Origin of the sequence: Kitasatospora brasiliensis (assembly GCF_032654805.1) — a bacterium.
In the GTDB taxonomy this organism is placed as follows: domain Bacteria; phylum Actinomycetota; class Actinomycetes; order Streptomycetales; family Streptomycetaceae; genus Kitasatospora; species Kitasatospora brasiliensis.
Genome location: NZ_JAUOOW010000001.1, coordinates 200,727 through 219,912 on the forward strand (window position 1 = coordinate 200,727; position 19,186 = coordinate 219,912).

Here is a 19,186-nt window from a genome sequence, read left to right on the forward strand (position 1 = left end):
AGGCGGCGTGAAGATATGGCGCACGCCCGGACGGTTTGCCATGGTTCGCCCCGAATCACCCACCGTCGCGGCTTTGCCACCGTTCGCACGCCCTCTTACGCTCCGGCGTCATGCCCTCACCCCTGATCAGCGTCGTGCTCCCCGCCTACGACCAGCACGGACAGCTCGCCGACTGCCTGGACTCGCTGCTCGCGCAGTCCCTGGCCGACATCGAGGTGATCGTGGTCGCCGACCGCTCCCCCGAGACGGCGGCCGGGCTCGCCGAGGCCTACGCGGCGCGGCACCCGCTGGTGTCGGTGCTGCACCTGAACGCGGCGGTCGGGGTCGGGGCCAGCCGCAACGCGGGGGCGGCGCGGGCGAGCGGCGAGTACCTGCTGTTCCTCGACGCCGACCACCTGCTGCCCCGGGACGCGCTGCGGACGCTGGCCGACCGGCTGAAGCAGACCGGCCCGGTGGACGTGCTGCTGTTCGGCCACTCCCGTCGGCACCAGGACCGCGACTGGCCCGGCGGGGCGGCGGCGCTGCTCGCCGAGGCCGGCCCCGAGCCGTTCGCGCCCTTCGACCGCCCGGCGCTGTTCGGCGCCCCGCCGCTGGTCTGGGACCGGCTGATCCGCCGCGGCCACTGGGCCGAGCTGGGCCTGGCCTTCCCGCCCGGCCGCTACGAGGAGGTCCCGGTGGCGCACGCTTCGCTGCTCGGCGCCCGGAAGGCCGCCGTGCTGGCGCGCGAGTGCGTCCAGCTGCGCCGCCGGGAGACCGTCCACCCGGCGGGCGGCCCGGGCAGCGGCGTCTTCGACCTGTTCGACCAGTACGAGCGCAGCTTCGCCCTGCTGACGGACCAGCCGCACCTGTACGCGGTGCGCGACGCGCTGTTCGTCCGGATGGTCCGGCACTACCTGTTCGTCTTCGACCTGGCCGGCTGCGTACCCCGCGCCGAGCGGCCGCAGTTCTTCCACCGGGCCGCCGAGCACCACCGCCGCTTCCAGCCGCCCGGCCACCGCCGGCCGGGCGGCCGCGAGGGGATCAAGTTCTCGCTGCTGGCCGGCGGCGCCTACCCGGCCTTCGAGGTGGCCAAGCTCTCCCACATCGCGCGCGGCACGCTCACCGGGCGGAAGTGAACCGGGTCAGGCGTGCGCGGTGCCGCCCCTCGCAGTACGCGGTGCCGCCTCAGGCGTGCGCGGTGCCACCCTCGGCGGCCATCGCGGCGGCGATCCGGCGGGCCCGTTCGGCCGTGACATCGGCGGGCAGTGGCGGCAGCACGTCCATCCACAGCGGCAGGGTCGAGCCGCGCAGCTGCATCACGCCCTCGGGCCGGGCGATCAGCCACAGGTGCAGGTGGGCGGCGCCGTCGCCCCAGCGGTTCACATGGACCCGGCCGATGCCGCCGAGCGACAGCACCGCCCGCTCGACCCGCTGGAGCATCGGGCCCAGCGCCGCGGAGAGTTCGACCGGCAGGTCCAGCAGGTCGTGGTGGGCGCGGGGCTGGAGCAGCAGGGCGGCGGGCAGGCCGGTCGGCTCGTCGGTGGCGCTCAGCCGCCAGTGCTCGTCGGTCCACAGGAAGTCGGAGTCCGGGCGGACGCACTGGGAGCAGCTCGCCGGGCCGTCCTCGCCGTGGCGGGGCGGCTCGGGCAGCTCGGGCGCCCGGAGTTCACGGACGGTCAGTTCGCCCTCGTACGGGAAGATCTCCCAGGACGGCGCGCCGTCCGCCGGGAAGGGCAGCGGCTCGCCGATCGGGAGGCGGGCGAGGTAGGCGTCGGGGCCGGCCGGGTCCACGGCCGCGGGTTCGTCGATCATGATCGCCGAGGGTGCCACATGACACCCCGTCGGCGGTACCCCCGTCGCGCCCGGTACCCGGGAGGCCGGGCGCCTGCCATCATCGGCGGAGCCGTCGCCACCTGCCCGGGAGGTCCCTGGTGAGCCGTCCGTCCGCCGTCCCCGGGGCCGCGTTGGCCCGCGAGCTGGCCGCCGTGCTGCGCGGCGAGGTCCGCTTCGGCACCGCCGAGCGCACCGTGTACAGCCAGGACGCCTCCAACTACCGGCAGTTGCCGCTCGGCGTGGTCAAGCCCGCCGACCTGGACGACGTGCGCACCGCGCTGGCGCTGTGCCGCGAGTACCGGGTGCCGGTGGTGGCGCGCGGAGCCGGGACCAGCATCGGCGGGCAGGCGATCGGCCCGGGCGCGGTGGTGCTGGACTTCCGTCGCCACCTCGGCGCGGTGCTGGAGCTCGATCCCGAGGCCCGCACCGCGCGCGTCCAGCCCGGCACCGTACTGGACGACCTCCAGCGCGCCGCCAGGCCGTACGGGCTGCGCTTCGGGCCGGACCCGTCCACCCACAGCCGCTGCACCCTCGGCGGCATGATCGGCAACGACTCCTGCGGCTCGCACTCGCTCGCCTGGGGGCGCACCGCCGACAACGTCGAACGGCTGGAGCTGCTGCTCGCGGACGGCACCGAGCTGACCGTCGGCGGGCGGCTCACCGCCCGGGAGCGCGCCGCGCTCGCCGAGGAACCCGGGCGGGCCGGCCAACTCCACGCCCGGCTCCAGGAGTTCACCGACCGCAACCTCGCCCTCATCCGGCAGGGCATGCCCCGGCTGCCCCGCCGCACCTCCGGCTACCCGCTGGACGCGCTGCTGCCCGAGCACGGCCACGACCTGGCCCGGTCGCTCACCGGCACCGAGGGCACCTGCGCGCTGCTGCTCGGCGCCACCGTCCGCCTGGTCGAGGACCCGCCCGCCCGCGCCCTGGTGGTGGCCGGCTACCCCGACGAGGGCGCCGCCGCCGACGCCGTCCCGGAGCTGCTGCCGTACGGGCCGCTGACCGCCGAGGGCATGGCGGCCGACCTGATCGCCGCGCTGCTCGCCGCCGGGCGCCGGCCGCCCGCGCTGGACCGGCTGCCGGCCGGGGAGTGCTGGCTGTTCCTGGAGACCGGCGGCGCCACCCCTCGGGAGGCCTACCAGGCCGCCCGACGGCTCGCCGACGCGGTACGCCGCGAGCGCTCGGCCGCCGTCGCGCTGGTCACCGACCCGGTCGAGCAGCGCCAGCTGTGGGCCGTCCGGGAGGCGGGCGCCGGAATCGTCACCCGGCTGCCCGGAGGCGGCGAGGCCTGGCCCGGCTGGGAGGACTCCGCCGTCCCACCCGAGCGGCTCGGCGACTACCTGCGCGACCTGCGCGCCCTGCTGCGCCGGCACAGCCTGCACGGCGTCCCGTACGGGCACTTCGGCGACGGCTGTGTGCACCTGCGGATCGACTTCCCGCTGGGCGAGCCCCAAGGAGTGCTGGTCTTCCGGGAGTTCCTGGAGCAGGCCGCCGATCTGGCGGTCTCGTACGGCGGTTCACTCTCCGGCGAGCACGGCGACGGCCAGGCCCGCTCGGAGCTGCTGCCGCGCATGTACCCGCCCGAAGTCATCGATCTGTTCGGCGAGTTCAAGCGGATCTGGGACCCGGAGAACCTGCTCAACCCGGGCGCCCTGGTCGATCCCCGCCCGCTCGACGCCGACCTGCGCTTCGTCACCGCCCCGCGCGCCACCCTGCCGCTGGCCCTTCCGTACGAGCAGGACGGCGGCAGCCTGGTCAAGGCGGTGCACCGCTGCGTGGGCGTCGCCAAGTGCGTGGCCCCGGGCGGCGGGGTGATGTGCCCGAGCTACCTGGCCACCGGCGAGGAACGGCACTCCACCCGAGGGCGGGCCCGACTGCTCGCCGAGATGCTGCGCGGGGAGGCGATCCCGGACGGCTGGCGCTCGGAGGAGGTCCGGGAGGCGCTGGACCTCTGCCTGAGCTGCAAGGGCTGCGCGAGCGACTGCCCGGTGCAGGTCGACATGGCAACGTACAAGTCCGAGTTCCTGCACCAGCACTACCGGCACCGGCCGCGCCCGCTCGCGCACTACTCGATGGGCTGGCTGCCGCTCTGGCTGCGGGCCGTCGCGCTCGCGCCGGGCGCCGCCAACACGCTCGCCCGCTCCCGGGCCGGCTCCCTGCTCAAGCGGCTCGGCGGCATCGACCCGCGCCGGGTGCTGCCGGTGTTCCCGCCGGAGACCTTCACCGCCTGGTACCGGCGCCACCGCGCCACCCACCCGGCCCCGGCGGGCGCCCGGCCGGTGCTGCTGTGGCCGGACACCTTCTCCGACCACCTCCAGCCGAACGTCCTGCGCTCGGCCGTCGTGGTGCTGGAGCACCTGGGCTTCGACGTCCGGCTGCCCTCGGGCCCGGTCTGCTGCGGCCTCACCTGGTACTCCACCGGTCAACTCGGCACCGCCCGACGGGTGTTGCGGCGCAGCCTGGGCGCACTGGCGGCCGCGGACGGGGTCCAGGCCGACACCCCCGTGATCGGCCTGGACCCGAGCTGCACCGCCACCCTGCGCGAGGACCTGCCCCGACTGCTCGGCCCGGAGGGCCGGCCGCTCGCCGATCGCACCCGCACCTTCGCCGAGTTCCTCGACGAGTACGCCCCGGACGCCCCGCTCCCCCGGATCCGGCTGGACGCCGTCACCCAGACCCACTGCCACCAGCACGCGGTGCTCGGCAGCGCCGCCGACCGCCGGGTGGAGGCCCGGCTCGGCCTCAACAACCGTGTACTGGACGCCGGCTGCTGCGGCCTGGCGGGCAACTTCGGCTTCGAGCGGGGCCACTTCGAGGTGTCCGAGGCCATCGCGGAGCGGGTGCTGCTGCCCGAGGTCCGGGCCGCCGGGCCGGAGACGGTGCTCCTGGCGGACGGCTTCAGCTGCCGCACCCAGATCGCCCAACTCGCCGACGGGCGCCAGGCCTTGCACCTGGCGGAGCTGATCGCCCGGGAGCTGCGGGCCCCCGGAGGCCAGGGTTAGGCGTGCGCCGCGAGGAAGGCCCCGGCGTGCGCCGCGGCCTCCTCCCGGCTCCGGTGGCCGGCGCCGGCAGCGCCGAGTTCACCGTCCGCACCGGTGGCCGTCCAGCGCCAGCCATCCGCACCCTCCACCAACTCGACTGCGCCACCCAAGAGTTCGAGTGATCCCGGCCGCGCCGCCGGACGACTCACGGCCTCCGGCCACTTCTTCCGGGCGTCCTGCCGGGTGATGCCCCAGGCGGCGCCGAGCTGCTCATAGCCGGCGCCGTAGGAGCCGGCGGTGGCGGCCGCGCCCGCGGTGAGCCGCTTGACCTCGGCGTCCACCAACTTCCAGGCGGACAGCATCGAGAGCGCGACCTCGACCGGCTCGGCGTTCCACATCCGTTCCGCGGGCAGGCCGGTCGCGCGGGCGCGCACGGCGGCGGCGAGGGGGTCGAGAGCGTCGACCAGGGCCTTGGCCAGCTCGGCCCGCTCCTCATGGGTGATCTCCACGATCGCCATGGCGACAACCACAGTTACCAGACACAGGCTTGACAACCAAAGTTACCGGCGGATCCGATCCAGCGGACCAGACCCCTGCCGCTCCGGCGCGAACGGCGCCCCCGAGGTGAGCCCCCGGTAGCCGACCACCAGCGCCTCCCCCAGGAAGCCGACACCGATGGACAGTTGAACCGGACGGGCGTCCGCCGCCAGGCCGAAGTGCGCGGCGAGCGCGGCGAAGCCGGCCATCACGGCGAGCGAGACCCCGGCGACCAGGAAGGTCCGGCCGGTGTAGCGCTGCCACAGCACCCCCTCCCGCTCGTAGACCCGGATGGTGGCGCCGCGCACCGCCCCCAATGCCACGCCGAGCGCCGCCCCCGCCGCGATCCAGCCGTAGTCGCCCGCACCGAGGCCGTGCCGCTGCGCGACCGCCCAGACACCGAGGCCGGTGAGCACCACCGGCGCGCCGAACAGGTCCCGGGCGTTGAGCGGTTCGCCGCGCAGCCGCCGGATCACCACCACCACGACCACGGCGGCGATCAGCCCCGCATGCACCCAGCCGTTCATCCCCACACCCCTTTTGTAGCTCGACTGTGCTAAATCAGCAATTTAGCTCGGCCGTGCTATAACGGCAACATGCCGAAGATCGTCGACCCCGTGGAACGCCGCCAGGCCGTCGCCGACGCCGTCCTGCGCGTCGCCGCCCGGGAGGGGCTGGAGCACACCTCACTGCGCAACGTCGCCGAGGAGGCCGCCCTGGCCGTCGGCTCGGTGCGGCACTACTTCGCCGGCAGCTCGGAGCTGATGATCTTCGCGATGAGCGAGCTGGCCCACCGGATCGAGGCCCGCATCCGCGTCCACGCCGCCGCCCTGCTCGACCCGGCCGCCGTCGACACCGACCGGCGCGAGCGGACCGTCCGGCTGCTCGCCGAGACCCTCCCGCTGGACGCCGAGCGCCGGGAGGAGTCCGCGCTCTGGCTCTCCTTCGTCACCGCCGCCCGCACCCGGCCCGACCTGCGGCCCCGCGCCGCCGAGATGCAGGCCGGGCTGGACGACCTGGTCCGCCGCGTCCTGGCCGAGTGCGAACGCGCCGACGCCCTGCTCCCCGGCCTCGATCTCGGCCTGGAGACCCGCCGGCTCTCCGCCCTGCTGGACGGCCTCACCCTCCAGGCCGTCCACCACCCCGAGCTGGTCGGCCCCGACGAGCTGCGCGCGGTGCTCCGCCGCCACCTGGACACCCTGGCCGCTCCGACCTCCTGACACCGCGCCAATGCCCCCGGCACAATGGCGCGATGACCCTCACCACCGCCGAGGCCGACAAGCTGCTGGCCGACCACTTCGCCCCCTGGGTGCGGGACCTCGGATTGTCGACCGTCGAGACCGGTGAACGCCACGCCGTGCTGCGGCTGCCCTGGTCCGACCGGCTCGCCCGCGAGGGCGGCGGCATGTCCGGCCAGGCGCTGATGGCCGCCACCGACACGGCCTGCGTGATCGCCCTCTCGGCGGCCCGCGGCGGCTTCGGCCCGATGACCACCGTCCAACAGTCCACCACCTTCCAGCGCGCCGTCCTCGGCCAGGACGTCCTGGTGCACGCCCGGATCACCAAACTCGGCCGCCGGATCGCCTTCCTCGACATCACCCTCACCGCCGAGAGCGGCGCCGAGGACGCCGAGGACCCCACCGCCCACGCCACCGCCGTCTACGCCCTGGGCTGACCGCCGGCCCACACCCGGCACCGGTACGGACCGCCCCGGGTGTCACAGCACCGCGCCCGCCGGTGTCCTGATGCCACCACGTCATCGGACACGGCAGGAGCACACCCATGAGCAAGGTCTGGTTCGTCACCGGTTCGTCCCGCGGCCTCGGCCGCGCCTTCGTCGAGGCGGCGCTGTCCCGCGGCGACCGGGTGGCCGCGACCGCCCGGGACACCGGGCGGCTCGCCGGACTGGCCGCCGCCCACGGCGACACGATGCTCCCGCTCCCGCTGGACGTGGCCGACCGGGACGCCGTCCACCACGCCGTCCACCGCGCCCACCGGCACTTCGGGCGGCTCGACGTGCTCGTCAACAACGCCGGCTACGGCCTGTCCGGCGCCGTCGAGGAACTCACCGAGGAGCAGCTGCGCGACCAGCTGGACACCAACCTGTTCGGCCCGCTGCGGGTCGTCCAGGCGGCGCTGCCCCTGCTGCGCGCCCAGGGCTCCGGGCACATCGTCCAGATCTCCTCGGTCGCCGGGGTCGCCGCGTTCCCGCTCGGCGGCGGGTACTGCGCCTCCAAGTGGGCCCTGGAGGGCCTGAGCGAGGCGCTCGCCCAGGAGGTCGCCGGGTTCGGCGTCAAGGTCACCGTGGTCGAGCCCGGCAGCTACGCCACCGATGCGATCGCCTCCGCCGTGCAGGCCAAGGAGGACCCGCACTACGACGGGCTGCGCGCCGCCTTCGCCGCCCACGCCGAGACGCTCGACGTCGGCGACCCGGCCGCGGCCGGCCGGGCCCTGCTGCGACTGGTCGACGCCGAGCGGCCGCCGTTGCGGGTGTTCTTCGGCACCCAGGGCCGGCCGATGCTCCGGCAGGTCTACGCCGACCGGCTCGGCACCTGGGCCGACTGGGCGGAGCTCTCCGCCGAGGCGCACGGCCCCGCCGCCTGACCGGCACGGCCCCCGCCCCTGGAGCGGGGCGGGGGCCTGTTGCCCGCGGCTATCAGCCCTGGGCAGCGCCCGCGGGCGCCTCCTCCGCGCAGACCGCCGCGACGAACTCGGCGACCCTCGCCTGCGGCAGGCCGCGGGCGATGTCCGCCTCGGTGATCATGCCGACCAGCTTGTGCTCCGGGTGGTTGATCACCGGCAGCCGGCGCACCTGGTACTGCTCCATCACCCGCAGCACCTGGTCGCAGTCCTCGTCCGCCTCCACCGTCATCGGCCGCCCCTGCGCCAGTTCGCCCGCCGTCACCGACGCCGGGTCCCGGCCCTCGGCGACGCAGCGCAGCACGATGTCGCGGTCGGTCAAGATCCCCAGCAGCTTGTCGCCCGGCCCGCAGATGGGCAGGGCGCCCACATGGCGTTCCCGCATGATCCGGGCGGCGGCCGCGAGCGTCTCGTCCTCGCGGATGCACTCCGCGCCCGGGTGCATGATGTCGCTGGCTCTGGTCATGGTCCGCCTCCTGACCTGGCTTCCCTTTCCCCTCGTCCATCGTGGTCCGGGCGCGGGGCCGACGCCAGCGGGGCCGCCGGCAGCGGGGCCGGGGCGCTCAGTCCGCTCCGCCCCGGTCCGTACGGCCTGCCGCCTCGACCGGCCCGTCCGGCGATTCCGGGCCGCCCAGCGGCGACTTCTCCAACACCTCTTCCAGCGGTGGGAGTTCGTGCCTGGACGGGTCCGGTTCGAGTTCCTCCTCCGGGACCTCGCCGCTCTCCACCGCCTCCTCGGCGACCTTCGCCCCGGCCGCGGCCGCCGCGGCCGTCAGCAGGCTCCGCTGCTGGACCTCCGTCGCGCTGTCCAGGAAGCGCAGCAGCTCCACCGGGAAGGGCAGCACCAGCGTCGAGTTCTTCTCCGCCGCCACCTCGACCACCGTCTGCAGCAGACGCAGCTGCAACGCCGCCGGGGTCGCGCTCATCACCGCCGCCGCCTCCGACAGCCGCTCCGAGGCCTGGTACTCGCCGTCCGCCGTGATGATCCGGGCCCGCCGCTCCCGCTCGGCCTCCGCCTGCCGGGCGATCGAGCGCTTCATCGACTCCGGCAGCGCCACGTCCTTGATCTCCACCCGGTCGATCTCGATGCCCCAGCCCAGCGCCGGGCTGTCGATCATCAGCTCCAGCCCCTGGTTGATCGGTTCGCGGTTGGCCAGCAGGTCGTCCAGCTCGCTCTTGCCGATGATCGAGCGCAGCGAGGTCTGCGCGACCTGGGAGATCGCGAAGTTGTAGTCCTGCACATTGACCGTGGCCTTCACCGGGTCCAACACCCGGAAGTAGACCACCGCGTCCACCCGCACCGTCACATTGTCCCGGGTGATGCCCTCCTGCGCGGGGATCGGCATCGTCACGATCTGCACGTTCACCCTGCGCAGCCGGTCCGCGACCGGCATCAGCACCACCAGCCCGGGATCGCGCACCTCGTCGCGCACCTTCCCGAAGCGGAACACCACGCCCTTCTGGAACTGCTGGACGACCCTGATGCTCAGGCCCGCGACAATCGCCCCGAGCCCGACCAGCCCTCCGAGCGCCCCCAGCACCGCATCGACGATCATCGCGGCCTCCTCGCGGCCTGCGCGCACACCGGCGCGTCCGGCCGCCGCCGACCCGGACCGGCCGGGGACCGCCGGAGCAACTTCTTCCACGCTACGCCTGCCCGAACGGCGCGGGAACGAACGTCCCCCGGCCTGCGGGAACCCTAGGATTCTGACCATGCGCGACTCCGCCGCCGACGACCCCGGCGACCCCCGCCACCCCGCCGAGGCCTCCGCCCGGGCCGGCGGACTCGCGGCCCTGGACCGCGTCGTCACCGGCTGCCGGGCCTGCCCCCGCCTGGTCGCGTGGCGCGAGGAGACCGCCCGCACCAAGCGCCGCGCCTACCAGGACTGGGACTACTGGGCCCGCCCCATCCCCGGCTTCGGCCCACCCGACGCCCCCCTCGTCCTGGTCGGCCTCGCCCCCGCCGCCCACGGCGCCAACCGCACCGGCCGGATCTTCACCGGCGACCCCTCCGGCGACCTCCTCTACGCCGCCCTGTACGAACTCGGGCTCGCCAACCGCCCCGAGTCCGTCCGCCACGGCGACGGCCTGGAACTCCACGGCGTCCGGATCACCGACCCGGTCCGCTGCGCCCCGCCCGACAACAAGCCCAGCACCGCCGAACGCGACACCTGCCGCCCCTGGATCACCCGCGAACTGGAGCTGATGCGGCCCACCGTACGCACCGTCGTCGCCCTCGGCGGCTTCGCCTGGCAGGCGATGCTCCCGGTCCTCGCCGACGCCGGCTGGCAGGTCCCCCGCCCCCGCCCGACCTTCGGCCACGGCGCCCACGTCACCCTCCCCGCCACCGACGACGGCCCACCCCTCCAGCTGTACGGCTGCTACCACGTGAGCCCGCGCAACACGAACACCGGCCGCCTCACCACCACGATGCTCCGGGACCTCCTGCGCGAGGCCGCCCGCTCCGCGGGCCTCCACCCGAAGTAGCGCGGCTCCCGGTGGGCCCCCTTCGCGGCGCGCGGGCTCCCGACGACCCGCCACTACCACCCGAACCCCGGGCCGCCGATGCCCGTAGCCCTCAGTGGCGGCGCGAGCGTCAGGTGCAGGGCGTCCCGTTACCCGAAGTGCGCCAGCTTCCGCTTGGCCGCCCGGCGCCAGATGGCCGGCAGGCGGTGGCGGGCGGTTTCCTGGGTGGCCAGCTGGCGGGCGTAGAGGGCGCCGTAGCCGAAGGGTTCGCCGCCGGTCGGAGCATGGGTGGCGAGCGTGGCGGCGGCGACGACGGCGTCCTGGTGCTCACCCAGCACTTCCTGGACGGCCTTCATCCGCGCCGCGTAGCGGTCGGCGCGGGCGCCGGCCACCGGGGCGGCGGTCTCGCCGGCGTAGCGGGCGCGTTTGGCCGCCTTGCGGGCCTCGTGGAGGGCGAGGCTCCGGTCCTCGGGGGTGGCGGCGAGGGCGGTGCGGACGCGTTCGGCCGTGCGGCGTTGTTCCCGGGCGGCGATCCGGGAGAGTTCCGGGAGGGCCTTGCGGGCGGCGCGCCGGCGGAGCGGCGGGTCGGCGAGGAGGGTGGCGAGGGCTTCGCCGAGGGCCCGGCGGCGGGGGTCGTCGAGGGCGGCGACCACCTCGGGCCAGACCTCGCGGTACTCGGCCTCGCCCCACCGCTCCAGCGCTGCGGCGACCCGTTGCGGCTCGCACTCGTCGGGCAGCTCGCGGGCCTCGGCGGCCAGCCGCTGGGCCAGCACCTCGCGGTCCCGCGCCCCGCCGAGGGCAGCCGCGAGCCAGCGCAGGTCGGTGACCAGTTCGTCGGTGGCACCGGGGGTGAACAGCCGCCGGAAGGTCCGCAGGGCGCTGCGCAGCCGCCGGCAGGCGACCCGCATTCGGTGCACGGCGTCGGGTTCGTCCGCCCGGACGGCGTCGTCCAGTCCGGCCAGCACCACGGCCTGCGCCTCGATCCGGGCCAGCAGTACCTGCCCCACCGTGGTCTCGGGTGTCGCCATGTGCGCTCGCCCCCTCGTCGGGTCAGCGGGAACCTCTTCCAGGCTAGTCGGGCGGAGCGCCCCGCAGGCCAGTGAGGCCGCGTCAGCCGGAACAGGGACCTACGGGCCCTCGTGCCGGGTGTGAGGGCCATGGCATACTCCGGAGCGTGACGATCTCCTCCCATGCGACCAGGGCCCTGCGGGCCGCGGTGTTCACCGCGCTCGCCGTGCCGATGGCCGCGTTGGGTCAGGTGGTCATCACGGGCCACCCGCTGCCACTGTCGCTGGTGGCCTCGGCCTGTGCCGTCGTCTTCCTGGTCGCGGCCGTGCTGGCCGGCGGGGAGCGGCGGATGCTGCACATCTCCGGCGTGATGGTGCCGGTCGAGCTGCTGCTCAACACCACGTTCAACCTGGGCCAGACCAGCTGTTCGCCGATGCTGACCGGTCAGGTGCCCGCCCGCGGTGTGAACCTGCTGGTCTGTGGCGGCGGTTCGGTGGACGGCTCACTGCTGGGCGGCCCGCTGGGCCACATCGGGCAGTTGGCGCCCGCCGCGACCCAGCTGCTGCTCCTGCTGACGCACGTGGTGATCGCGCTGGCCGCCTCGGCCTGGCTGCGGATGGGCGATGCCGCCCTGTCCGGCCTGGGCCGGGCGCTGTGCGCGCTGCGCACGTCGCTGGCCGGCCCGCTGCGCGCCCTGGTCGTCCTGCTGCTCCCGGCCCCGGTGCGTCCGGTGCTGCGGGTGCCGCTGCCGGTGTCGGACCGCGTGCGGCCGCGCCGCGAGGACGTGGCGCTGAGCCCGGCGCCCCGGCGTGGCCCGCCCGCTTTCGCGCCTGCCTGCTGATCGACTCTCCCTCCTGATCATCCGCGTGCCCGGCCGGACGGCCCGGTACGCCCGCAGGCAGTGCGCCCGACTCCCGCGTTCACCCGATCCCGCCGCACCAAGGTGCGGTTGCCCGCGCGCACCCGCGCGCCGCGTACAGGAGTTGACTTCCCCATGTCGCAGGACAAGAACAAGAAGCGCGTCAGTGCCCGTGAGCGGATCCAGGAGGCGCAGCGGCGCGAGCAGCAGGCCGCCAAGCGCCGTCAGCGGATCGTCGTGGCGGTCTCCGCCGTCGCCGTGCTGGCCCTCGCGGGCGGTGTCGCCGTCGCGGTCAACTCGGCTTCGGCCAAGGACGACAAGAACTCCGCCTCGGCTTCGGCGCAGCTGGTCGTGCCCGCCAATGTCTCCGGCGACAACGGCACCGTGATCACCTACGGCAAGGCCGACGCCCCGCACACCATGGAGATCTACGAGGACTTCCGCTGCCCGGTGTGCAAGCACTTCGAGGCGGCGAACGGCGAGACCGTGAAGAAGCTCACCGAGGACGGCCGGATCAAGGTGAACTTCCACCTGGCGTCCTTCCTGGACAAGAACCTCGGCGGCAAGGGCTCGCGCACGGCGCTGGCCGCCGCCGGCGCCGCGCTGAACGAGGGCGTGGACAAGTTCAAGGCGTTCCACGACGTGCTGTACGCCAACCAGCCGGACGAGCGCGAGGACGGCTTCGGCGACGTCAACCACATCCTGGAGCTGGCCGGCCAGGTGCCCGGTCTGAAGACGGACGCCTTCGTGAAGGCCGTCACCGACAAGACCTACGCCCCGTGGGCGGCCAAGGTCGCCGACGCGTTCAACGACAGCGGTGTGACCGGTACTCCGACGGTCAAGGTGGACGGCAAGACCGTCAACCTGTTCGTCGGCAACTCGGTGGCCACCCCCGAGCAGTTCACCGCGCAGGTCAAGCAGGCGGCCGGCCTCCAGTAAGGCCGCGCCGCCGGACCCCGCACGTACGGCACCACCCGGCCCGGCCGAACTCCCGGCCGGGCCGGCTCCTCCCAGCCAGCTACCGGAGTGTGCTGCCATGACCGCCGCTACCACCGTGCACCCGTACAGATCCGCCCCCGACGGTGCCGAGGACACCGGCCGGGCGCCGGTCGGCGCGAGCCGGGCCCTCGCGTTCCTGCTGTTCCTCGGCGGGCTGGTCGGGCTGGCCGCCTCGGCCGTCCTGACCTTCGACAAGCTCCGGATCCTGGAGAACCCCTCCTACATCCCCAGCTGCAACATCAACCCGGTGATCAGCTGCGGCTCGGTGATGCGCACCGAGCAGGCGGAGGTCTTCGGCTTCCCGAACCCGTTGCTCGGTCTGGCCGCCTTCGGCGCGCTGGCGGCGATCGGTGCGGGGCTGCTCGCCGGTGCCGCGTACCGGCGCTGGTTCTGGCTGGGCCTGAACGCGGGCACCGCGGTGGGCGTGGTGTTCGTGCACTGGCTGATCGACCAGGCGCTGTACGACATCGGCGCGCTGTGCCCGTACTGCATGGTGGTGTGGGCGACGGTGGTGGTGCTGTTCTGGTACACCACGCTGCACAACCTGCGCACGGGCGTGATCCCGGTGGGCCCGCGGCTGCGGGTGGTCGTCCGGGAGGCGGCCCGCTACCACTGGGCGCTGCCGGTGCTGTGGGCAGCAGTGATCGCGCTGCTGGTGCTGAACCGGTTCTGGTACTACTGGAGCACCCTCCTCTGATCAACCGTCACCCCACGTACCCGGCCGAGTGCAGCAGCGTGGCGGCGCCCGTCCGCCGGGCCTCCAGGGCCCCGGTGAGCCGGCGCGCCGCACCGGGGTGCAGCAGGGCGACCGCCTGCGCGGGGGTGAAGTAGCCGTAGTCGGCGATCTCCTCGACCTGCACCCGGACCGCCGACCCGGCCGCGACCGTCCCGCCGTCGAACATGAACTGCACGGCGGGATGGGCGTGTTCGCCCTGGTCGGGAATGGCGTCGCGCCACTCCACGACGAGCAGCCGCAACGGCCCGGCCAACAGCCCCGTCTCCTCGTACAGTTCGCGGGCCGCGCACTCGGCGGGCCCCTCCCCCTGGTCCATCCCGCCGCCGGGGAACTGCCACTGGTCGCGGTAACCAGCCTTCAGCAGCAGGACCTTGCCCGCCTCGTCGGTGAGCAGCACGCTGCATCCGACGTAGGCGCGCACCAGCCCGGCGAGCCACTCCTCCTCCGTGAGTGTCCAGGTGTCCGTCATCGCGCCTCCTCGCCGACCGCCGCCCTCGGGGACAATCTGCCGCGATCCCCGCTCGGCAAACGGCCGTTCGCGTCGATCCACCCGAACGAGTGCTATCCGAAAACGGCTTGCCGGAAGGCGTTGCGCAGGTCGGTGAGCTGCTGGATGCCCCGGTCGTAGTGCACCTTGTTGGTGAGCAGCAGTGCCCAGCGGCCGAGCCGCCGGGAGACCCAGAAGCCGGTGCCGGTGAAGCCGTAGTGGACGAAGGTGCCCTCGGCCGGATCGGTGCCGGGGGCGTACAGCCAGGACAGGCCGCGGGCGGGGGTGAGGCCGCCGGTCTGTTCGCGCAGCGACTCCTCGATCCACCCACCGCCCCAGGGCAGTTCGGGCGGCGGGGCGAGCAGTGCGGCGAGGAAGCGGGCGAGGTCGCGGGCGGTGGAGAAGGCCCCCGCGTTGCCGCAGACGCCGCCGAGCAGCCGGGCGGAGGGGTCGTGGACGACGCCGCACAGATGGGTGCCGGCCCGCTCCTCGTACTCGGTGGGCGCGGTGCGGGCGGCGAGTGCGGCGCCGAGCGGGCCGTACCGGGTGTCGGCCATGCCGAGCGGCCGCCAGACCCAGCGCTCGGCGAGTTCGTCCAGCGGCCCGCCGCCGAGGTCCTCGACCAGGTGGGTGAGCAGCACGGCGGCCCGGTCGGTGTACTCCACGGCCGTGCCCGGCGGGCGGTGCAGCGGGGCGGCGACGACCCCGGACCGGATCGCCTCGGGATCCCTCCCGTAGAGCCGCTCGAAGCGGGTGTACGGGAGCATCCCGGCAGTGTGGGCGAGGAGTTGACGAGCCGTCACCGCACCGGCGGGGTGCCCGGCGGCGGGCTTCCACCAGCGGCCGAGCGGTTCGTCCGGCGGCAGCCGACCGGACCGCCACAGCACCCCGGCGCAGGGCCACAGCGCGACGACCTTGGTGAGGCTGGCGAGGTCGTACAGCGTGTCCGGCCCGGGCCGCAGCCGTGCGTACGGTCCCTGCCCGAGCACGCCGTGGCTGCCGCCGCCCAGGGTGCCGCCCGCGTCACCGACGGCCCAGACGGCGCCCGCGCCGACGGTGCGGGCACCCTCGCCGACCAGCCGGTCCAGCTCCCCGCCGGACGCGGCCAGGACGGGGAGCCGGTCGGCTCCGGGTGCTCGATGGCTCATCCGTATCCCTCCCGAGGCACGAGGCCCGAGGGCCGACGGAGAGCCTTCCCCGCGCGGGGGCGGGTCAGACCGCCGGAGCCAGCTCCTTGCCGAGGCAGATGCTCTGCGGATGGTCCTTGTAGATGCCGAACTTGCGGATCGCGGCGTAGCCCTCGGACTGGTAGAGCCCGACGGCCTCGGGCTGCTCGGTGCCGGTCTCCAGGATGACCCGGGTGCGCCCGGCGTCGACGGCGGCCAGCTCCAGGCGCCGCAGCATCGCGCGGGCCAGGCCGCGGCCGCGGGCCTCGGGGACCACGAACATCCGCTTCAGCTCGACGTCACCGTCACGCAGGTCGTCCGGGCCGGCCTGCTTGACCCGCCAGCCGCCGCAGGCGACCGGACGGCCGTCCAGGTAGGCGATCATGAACAGTCCGGCCGGCGCCTCGAAGTCCTCGGGGTGCATGACGGTCTCGTCCGGGTCGCCGTAGCGGCGCACGTACTCCTGCTGCACCTCCGCCGACAGGGCCTGGGCGTCGGGGTGGGCGTAGCCGGTGACGCGGAACTCGACGGTGCCGGTGTCCTGGGTGGCGCTGGTGCTCATGGTGGAAGAGCCTACGGGCCCCGCTCAGCGGGCCTCGAACCGGGCGACCAGGTCGTTCTTGCCGAACATCCGGGCGGTGTCCACGGCGCTCGGGGTGCCGGCCCGCGGGTCGGCGCCGCCGGCCAGCAGGACACCGAGGACGTCCTCGGCGCCCTTGAAGACGGCGCCGGCCAGCGGGGTCTGGCCGCGGTCGTTGGCGAGGTTCGGGTCGGCGCCGTGCCGGAGCAGTTCCGCGACGGTGGCGGCGTGGCCGTGGTAGGCGGCGAGCATCACGAGGGTGTCGCCGCGGTCGTTGGTGAGGTCGGCCGGGGCGCCGGCGGCCAGGTAGCCGGACAGGGCGTCGGTCTCCCCGGCCCGGGCGGCGTCGAAGAGCTTCCCGGCGAGCGCGATCACCTCGGCGTCGAGGACGGCGGGGGCGTCGGCGGGCTGCCGGCTGGCGGCGTCGGTCATGGCGGGAGGCCTTTCCGGTCGGGTCGTCGGGCGGTCACGGGCTGCGCAGGGGCACGGTAGCGCGCGTCGCGCAGCCATTCGAGCGAACTTCCCGGACCCCCCGGAAACTTCCCGCCCTCCCCGAGGGAATGCCTCGGCTCACCGATTCCCCGCGGCCCCGGCCCGCACCCCCGGCCGGTTCGCACCATTCAACGGCGAAATCACCCATTTGCACCGTTCCATCATCTATTACTTTTTGTCACGATTAGTGCACTTTCCGTGACACCCCCGCTTGTCCCCCTTCCTGAGGAGCGGAACGTGATCCTCTCGATTTCCGGCATCGTCCTGTTCGGCACCATCGCCTTTCTCTTCTTCCGCCGGGACGGACTGAAGGTCTCCCACGCCATCGTCTGCGCCCTGTTCGGCTTCTACATCGCCGGCTCCTCCATCGCGCCGAGCATCACCGCGGGCGGCGCGAGCCTCGCCAGCCTGCTCAGCGGCATCAGGTTCTGACCGCCGCCACTCCCCGTACCGGCCCGGGCGCGGATCCCACCGCCCCCGGGCCCCGTCGTTCCCCACCTGCGCACCCCACCCGTCCCACCCGCCCGGGGAGTCAAGGAATGCCGCTCCACCGCCACCTCAGCAAGGGCCGCGCGATCGCCCGGACCGCCGGGGACCACGCCTCCGACATGTTCGCACCGCTCACGGTCATCGGCCGCGGCCTGCGCCACCACGCCGACTGGGCCAAGTCCCGCTGGCGGGAGACCCCCAGGGAGCGCCGCGGCCCGACGCTGTTCCTGACCGCCGCCATGGCGATCGGCGTCTACCTGATGCCGCACGGCCTGCTGTTCGCGCTGGTCGCCCTGATGGCCAGCGCCGCCTGGGCCGGCCGGTCCCCCAAGGCGCCCGCCGCGCCGGCCTCCCCGGACGTCGCCGACGTCAAGCTCGGCGCGCTCTACGCGGCCCTCACCCCGTACCTGTGCGGCCCCGAGGACGCCAACCCCCTGTACCACTTCGAGGGCAGCTACAAGAGCGCCTTCAGCGCGTGGGAGTTCGACGCCGAGGGCCGGCTCGCCCGGCTGGACCTGAGCTACCCGGCGTACTTCACCGACACCGAGCCGGCCGCCCGGGCCCGGATCGAGCAGGTGATCCAGGGCAAGGCGGGCCGGGCCCGGGAGTACCGCTTCGACTGGGACGAGGAGTCCAACCGGCTGCGGATCACCGCGCTCGCGCCGCTGCCCACCGACATCGCCGCCCAGCGCTTCGTGGCCGCCCCCGGCGAGATCGTGCTGGGCTTCACCGACGAGGACGGCAGCGCCCGCACCATCCCGGTGGTCCGGGGCGGCGCCGCCGTCCAGCAGCCGCCGGTGGTCTGGCGCACCGGCCCGCGCTCCTCCGAGCCCCACCTGCTGGCGCTCGGCGTCACCGGCTACGGCACCTCCAGCCTGCTGCGCTCGGTCGCCCTCCAGGCCCTCCCGTACGCCGACCTGGTGGTGGTCGACGGCGCCGGCACCGGGGAGCACGCCTGCCTGGTGAACCGGCCCGGCGTGCACACCGTGGAGACCAGCCTGCACGGCGCGCTGGCCGCCCTGGGGTGGGCCGCCGACGAGACCGAGCGGCGGCTCACCGCGCTCAACGCCGCCCGACACGCCGGCAGCGCCCCGCCCGAGGACGTCACCCGGCCGCTGTGGCTGCTGCTGGACCACCCGACCGAGCTGAGCGAACTGGCCCAGGCCGAGGGCCGGCCCGACCCGCAGGACCTGCTGGAGCTCCCGCTGCGGCACGGCCGGGCCGCCCGGGTCACCGTGGTGATCGCCGACGACCTGGAGGCCCGGGACCGGATCACCCCCACCGTCCGCGCCACCACCCGGGCCCGCGTGGTGCTCGGCCCGGCCGGCCCCGACGAGGGCCACGCCGCGCTCGGCGCGCCGCTGGACATCGCCCCCGCCGCACACGCCCCGGCCGGCCGCGGCTACGCCCCGGCCGGCCGCGGCTACGCCCGGATCGGCAACGGCGTCCCGGTCCGGCTCCAGGTGCCGGCCACCGTCGACCCGCTGGACGACGAGGCTCCGGCCCCGCTGCGGGACGCGGTGATCGCGCTGCTGCCGCACCGGGACAGCCGCACCGAGGCCGCCGCCGTGCCGCCCCGCCCGGAGCACCCGCCGGTGGTCCCGCCCACCGATCCGGCCGCGCCTGCCCGCCCGGTCGACCTGGCCAAGGGCGAGCCGATGATCCGTTCACGCCCGATCTCCTGACCCCCGCGGGGTGGGGTCGGGCGCCGCCGCGGAATGTCTTCCCGGTACGCTCGTCACAGAAAGTCCGCACCATCACCAGATGTGAAATACGTGACACCTGGGGTGATATCACCGGCCAGATGTGACAAATCGGGCGCGGGTGGGTACAAACAGGGGCGGCACGACAGACGACGCATGTCCCGGGACGGGAATCTTCGTCGGAAGCCGAGCGTTGACCGAACGACGAAGAACAGCGACCACTAGTCCTGT

Annotated in this window: 21 protein-coding genes; 11 read left to right on the forward strand and 10 right to left on the reverse strand. The window is 74.5% G+C overall.

Features of this window, described 5'->3' with window-relative positions; translation table 11 throughout:
• Nucleotides 1-110 precede the first annotated feature (110 nt).
• Nucleotides 111-1,115, forward strand: a complete 1,005-nt coding sequence (locus QWJ13_RS00805) for a glycosyltransferase family 2 protein (RefSeq protein WP_316519834.1) — start codon at nt 111-113, stop codon at nt 1,113-1,115.
• Nucleotides 1,116-1,164: 49 nt separating this feature from the next.
• Here QWJ13_RS00805 and QWJ13_RS00810 read toward each other — a convergent pair whose 3' ends face one another.
• A complete protein-coding gene (locus QWJ13_RS00810; RefSeq protein ID WP_316519835.1) occupies nt 1,165-1,791 on the reverse strand; it encodes an HIT family protein in 627 nt (208 codons plus the stop codon).
• A gap of 119 nt (nt 1,792-1,910) precedes the next feature.
• Between QWJ13_RS00810 and QWJ13_RS00815 the strand changes: the two genes are divergently transcribed.
• Nucleotides 1,911-4,814, forward strand: coding sequence for an FAD-binding and (Fe-S)-binding domain-containing protein (locus QWJ13_RS00815; RefSeq protein ID WP_316519836.1), 2,904 nt, complete (start codon nt 1,911-1,913; stop codon nt 4,812-4,814).
• Here QWJ13_RS00815 and QWJ13_RS00820 read toward each other — a convergent pair.
• On the reverse strand, nt 4,811-5,311 hold the full coding sequence (locus QWJ13_RS00820; protein ID WP_316519837.1) for a hypothetical protein: 501 nt from the start codon (nt 5,309-5,311) through the stop codon (nt 4,811-4,813). The genes QWJ13_RS00815 and QWJ13_RS00820 overlap by 4 nt on opposite strands.
• A 42-nt stretch (nt 5,312-5,353) precedes the next feature.
• Nucleotides 5,354-5,857 (reverse strand): DUF1453 domain-containing protein, encoded by a 504-nt coding sequence (locus QWJ13_RS00825; protein ID WP_316519838.1) that lies wholly within the window; start codon nt 5,855-5,857, stop codon nt 5,354-5,356.
• A 69-nt stretch (nt 5,858-5,926) separates the two neighbouring features.
• Here QWJ13_RS00825 and QWJ13_RS00830 point away from each other — a divergent pair, with 69 nt between their 5' ends.
• From QWJ13_RS00830 to QWJ13_RS00840, 3 genes are all read left to right on the forward strand, one after another.
• On the forward strand, nt 5,927-6,550 hold the full coding sequence (locus tag QWJ13_RS00830; RefSeq protein WP_316519839.1) for a TetR/AcrR family transcriptional regulator: 624 nt from the start codon (nt 5,927-5,929) through the stop codon (nt 6,548-6,550).
• A gap of 32 nt (nt 6,551-6,582) precedes the next feature.
• Nucleotides 6,583-7,005, forward strand: a complete 423-nt coding sequence (locus tag QWJ13_RS00835; protein WP_316519840.1) for a PaaI family thioesterase — start codon at nt 6,583-6,585, stop codon at nt 7,003-7,005.
• Nucleotides 7,006-7,112: 107 nt separating this feature from the next.
• Nucleotides 7,113-7,934, forward strand: coding sequence for an SDR family NAD(P)-dependent oxidoreductase (locus QWJ13_RS00840; protein WP_316519841.1), 822 nt, complete (start codon nt 7,113-7,115; stop codon nt 7,932-7,934).
• A 52-nt stretch (nt 7,935-7,986) separates the two neighbouring features.
• Here the strand turns inward: QWJ13_RS00840 and QWJ13_RS00845 are convergent, their stop codons facing one another.
• Both QWJ13_RS00845 and QWJ13_RS00850 read right to left on the reverse strand, forming a co-directional pair.
• Nucleotides 7,987-8,436: a CBS domain-containing protein gene (locus tag QWJ13_RS00845; protein WP_316519842.1), complete on the reverse strand. Its 450-nt coding sequence runs from the start codon at nt 8,434-8,436 to the stop codon at nt 7,987-7,989.
• Nucleotides 8,437-8,533: 97 nt separating this feature from the next.
• The gene (locus QWJ13_RS00850) at nt 8,534-9,526 is read right to left on the reverse strand and encodes a slipin family protein (protein WP_316519843.1); all 993 of its coding nucleotides are present in this window, start codon (nt 9,524-9,526) and stop codon (nt 8,534-8,536) included.
• A 157-nt stretch (nt 9,527-9,683) separates the two neighbouring features.
• Between QWJ13_RS00850 and QWJ13_RS00855 the strand changes: the two genes are divergently transcribed.
• Nucleotides 9,684-10,457, forward strand: coding sequence for a uracil-DNA glycosylase (locus tag QWJ13_RS00855; protein ID WP_316519844.1), 774 nt, complete (start codon nt 9,684-9,686; stop codon nt 10,455-10,457).
• Between the two features lie 128 nt (nt 10,458-10,585).
• Here the strand turns inward: QWJ13_RS00855 and QWJ13_RS00860 are convergent, their stop codons facing one another.
• Nucleotides 10,586-11,464, reverse strand: a complete 879-nt coding sequence (locus QWJ13_RS00860; protein ID WP_316519845.1) for a CHAD domain-containing protein — start codon at nt 11,462-11,464, stop codon at nt 10,586-10,588.
• Nucleotides 11,465-11,610: 146 nt separating this feature from the next.
• Here QWJ13_RS00860 and QWJ13_RS00865 point away from each other — a divergent pair, with 146 nt between their 5' ends.
• The 3 genes from QWJ13_RS00865 to QWJ13_RS00875 all read left to right on the forward strand — a co-directional run bounded on the left by QWJ13_RS00865 (nt 11,611) and on the right by QWJ13_RS00875 (nt 13,999).
• Complete coding sequence (locus QWJ13_RS00865; protein ID WP_316519846.1) at nt 11,611-12,285, forward strand: hypothetical protein; 675 nt, start codon at nt 11,611-11,613, stop codon at nt 12,283-12,285.
• A 153-nt stretch (nt 12,286-12,438) separates the two neighbouring features.
• Entirely contained in the window at nt 12,439-13,242 is an 804-nt protein-coding gene (locus QWJ13_RS00870) for a DsbA family protein (protein WP_316519847.1), read from the forward strand.
• 97 nt (nt 13,243-13,339) lie between these two features.
• Nucleotides 13,340-13,999: a vitamin K epoxide reductase family protein gene (locus QWJ13_RS00875; RefSeq protein ID WP_316519848.1), complete on the forward strand. Its 660-nt coding sequence runs from the start codon at nt 13,340-13,342 to the stop codon at nt 13,997-13,999.
• Nucleotides 14,000-14,006: 7 nt separating this feature from the next.
• On the opposite strand, the gene QWJ13_RS00880 is transcribed toward QWJ13_RS00875, so the two are convergent.
• From QWJ13_RS00880 to QWJ13_RS00895, 4 genes are all read right to left on the reverse strand, one after another.
• A complete protein-coding gene (locus QWJ13_RS00880; protein ID WP_316519849.1) occupies nt 14,007-14,507 on the reverse strand; it encodes an NUDIX domain-containing protein in 501 nt (166 codons plus the stop codon).
• 92 nt (nt 14,508-14,599) lie between these two features.
• Complete coding sequence (locus QWJ13_RS00885; RefSeq protein WP_316519850.1) at nt 14,600-15,673, reverse strand: serine hydrolase domain-containing protein; 1,074 nt, start codon at nt 15,671-15,673, stop codon at nt 14,600-14,602.
• A gap of 64 nt (nt 15,674-15,737) precedes the next feature.
• Complete coding sequence (locus QWJ13_RS00890; protein WP_316519851.1) at nt 15,738-16,253, reverse strand: GNAT family N-acetyltransferase; 516 nt, start codon at nt 16,251-16,253, stop codon at nt 15,738-15,740.
• Between the two features lie 24 nt (nt 16,254-16,277).
• A complete protein-coding gene (locus QWJ13_RS00895; RefSeq protein WP_316519852.1) occupies nt 16,278-16,703 on the reverse strand; it encodes an ankyrin repeat domain-containing protein in 426 nt (141 codons plus the stop codon).
• A 297-nt stretch (nt 16,704-17,000) separates the two neighbouring features.
• Here QWJ13_RS00895 and QWJ13_RS00900 point away from each other — a divergent pair, with 297 nt between their 5' ends.
• The gene (locus QWJ13_RS00900) at nt 17,001-17,195 is read left to right on the forward strand and encodes a hypothetical protein (protein WP_049660046.1); all 195 of its coding nucleotides are present in this window, start codon (nt 17,001-17,003) and stop codon (nt 17,193-17,195) included.
• Nucleotides 17,196-17,302: 107 nt separating this feature from the next.
• Nucleotides 17,303-18,937, forward strand: coding sequence for a hypothetical protein (locus QWJ13_RS00905; protein WP_316519853.1), 1,635 nt, complete (start codon nt 17,303-17,305; stop codon nt 18,935-18,937).
• The last annotated feature ends 249 nt before the right edge of the window (nt 18,938-19,186 follow it).

Excerpts from the sequence above, each read along its gene's own strand:
- QWJ13_RS00805 (WP_316519834.1), top strand. The coding sequence starts at position 111 with ATGCCCTCACCCCTGATCAGCGTCGTGCTCCCCGCCTACGACCAGCAC.
- QWJ13_RS00810 (WP_316519835.1), bottom strand. The coding sequence starts at position 1,791 with ATGATCGACGAACCCGCGGCCGTGGACCCGGCCGGCCCCGACGCCTAC.
- QWJ13_RS00820 (WP_316519837.1), bottom strand. The coding sequence starts at position 5,311 with ATGGCGATCGTGGAGATCACCCATGAGGAGCGGGCCGAGCTGGCCAAG.
- QWJ13_RS00825 (WP_316519838.1), bottom strand. The coding sequence starts at position 5,857 with ATGAACGGCTGGGTGCATGCGGGGCTGATCGCCGCCGTGGTCGTGGTG.
- QWJ13_RS00830 (WP_316519839.1), top strand. The coding sequence starts at position 5,927 with ATGCCGAAGATCGTCGACCCCGTGGAACGCCGCCAGGCCGTCGCCGAC.
- QWJ13_RS00835 (WP_316519840.1), top strand. The coding sequence starts at position 6,583 with ATGACCCTCACCACCGCCGAGGCCGACAAGCTGCTGGCCGACCACTTC.
- QWJ13_RS00840 (WP_316519841.1), top strand. The coding sequence starts at position 7,113 with ATGAGCAAGGTCTGGTTCGTCACCGGTTCGTCCCGCGGCCTCGGCCGC.
- QWJ13_RS00845 (WP_316519842.1), bottom strand. The coding sequence starts at position 8,436 with ATGACCAGAGCCAGCGACATCATGCACCCGGGCGCGGAGTGCATCCGC.
- QWJ13_RS00850 (WP_316519843.1), bottom strand. The coding sequence starts at position 9,526 with ATGATCGTCGATGCGGTGCTGGGGGCGCTCGGAGGGCTGGTCGGGCTC.
- QWJ13_RS00855 (WP_316519844.1), top strand. The coding sequence starts at position 9,684 with ATGCGCGACTCCGCCGCCGACGACCCCGGCGACCCCCGCCACCCCGCC.
- QWJ13_RS00860 (WP_316519845.1), bottom strand. The coding sequence starts at position 11,464 with ATGGCGACACCCGAGACCACGGTGGGGCAGGTACTGCTGGCCCGGATC.
- QWJ13_RS00870 (WP_316519847.1), top strand. The coding sequence starts at position 12,439 with ATGTCGCAGGACAAGAACAAGAAGCGCGTCAGTGCCCGTGAGCGGATC.
- QWJ13_RS00875 (WP_316519848.1), top strand. The coding sequence starts at position 13,340 with ATGACCGCCGCTACCACCGTGCACCCGTACAGATCCGCCCCCGACGGT.
- QWJ13_RS00880 (WP_316519849.1), bottom strand. The coding sequence starts at position 14,507 with ATGACGGACACCTGGACACTCACGGAGGAGGAGTGGCTCGCCGGGCTG.
- QWJ13_RS00885 (WP_316519850.1), bottom strand. The coding sequence starts at position 15,673 with ATGAGCCATCGAGCACCCGGAGCCGACCGGCTCCCCGTCCTGGCCGCG.
- QWJ13_RS00890 (WP_316519851.1), bottom strand. The coding sequence starts at position 16,253 with ATGAGCACCAGCGCCACCCAGGACACCGGCACCGTCGAGTTCCGCGTC.
- QWJ13_RS00895 (WP_316519852.1), bottom strand. The coding sequence starts at position 16,703 with ATGACCGACGCCGCCAGCCGGCAGCCCGCCGACGCCCCCGCCGTCCTC.
- QWJ13_RS00905 (WP_316519853.1), top strand. The coding sequence starts at position 17,303 with ATGCCGCTCCACCGCCACCTCAGCAAGGGCCGCGCGATCGCCCGGACC.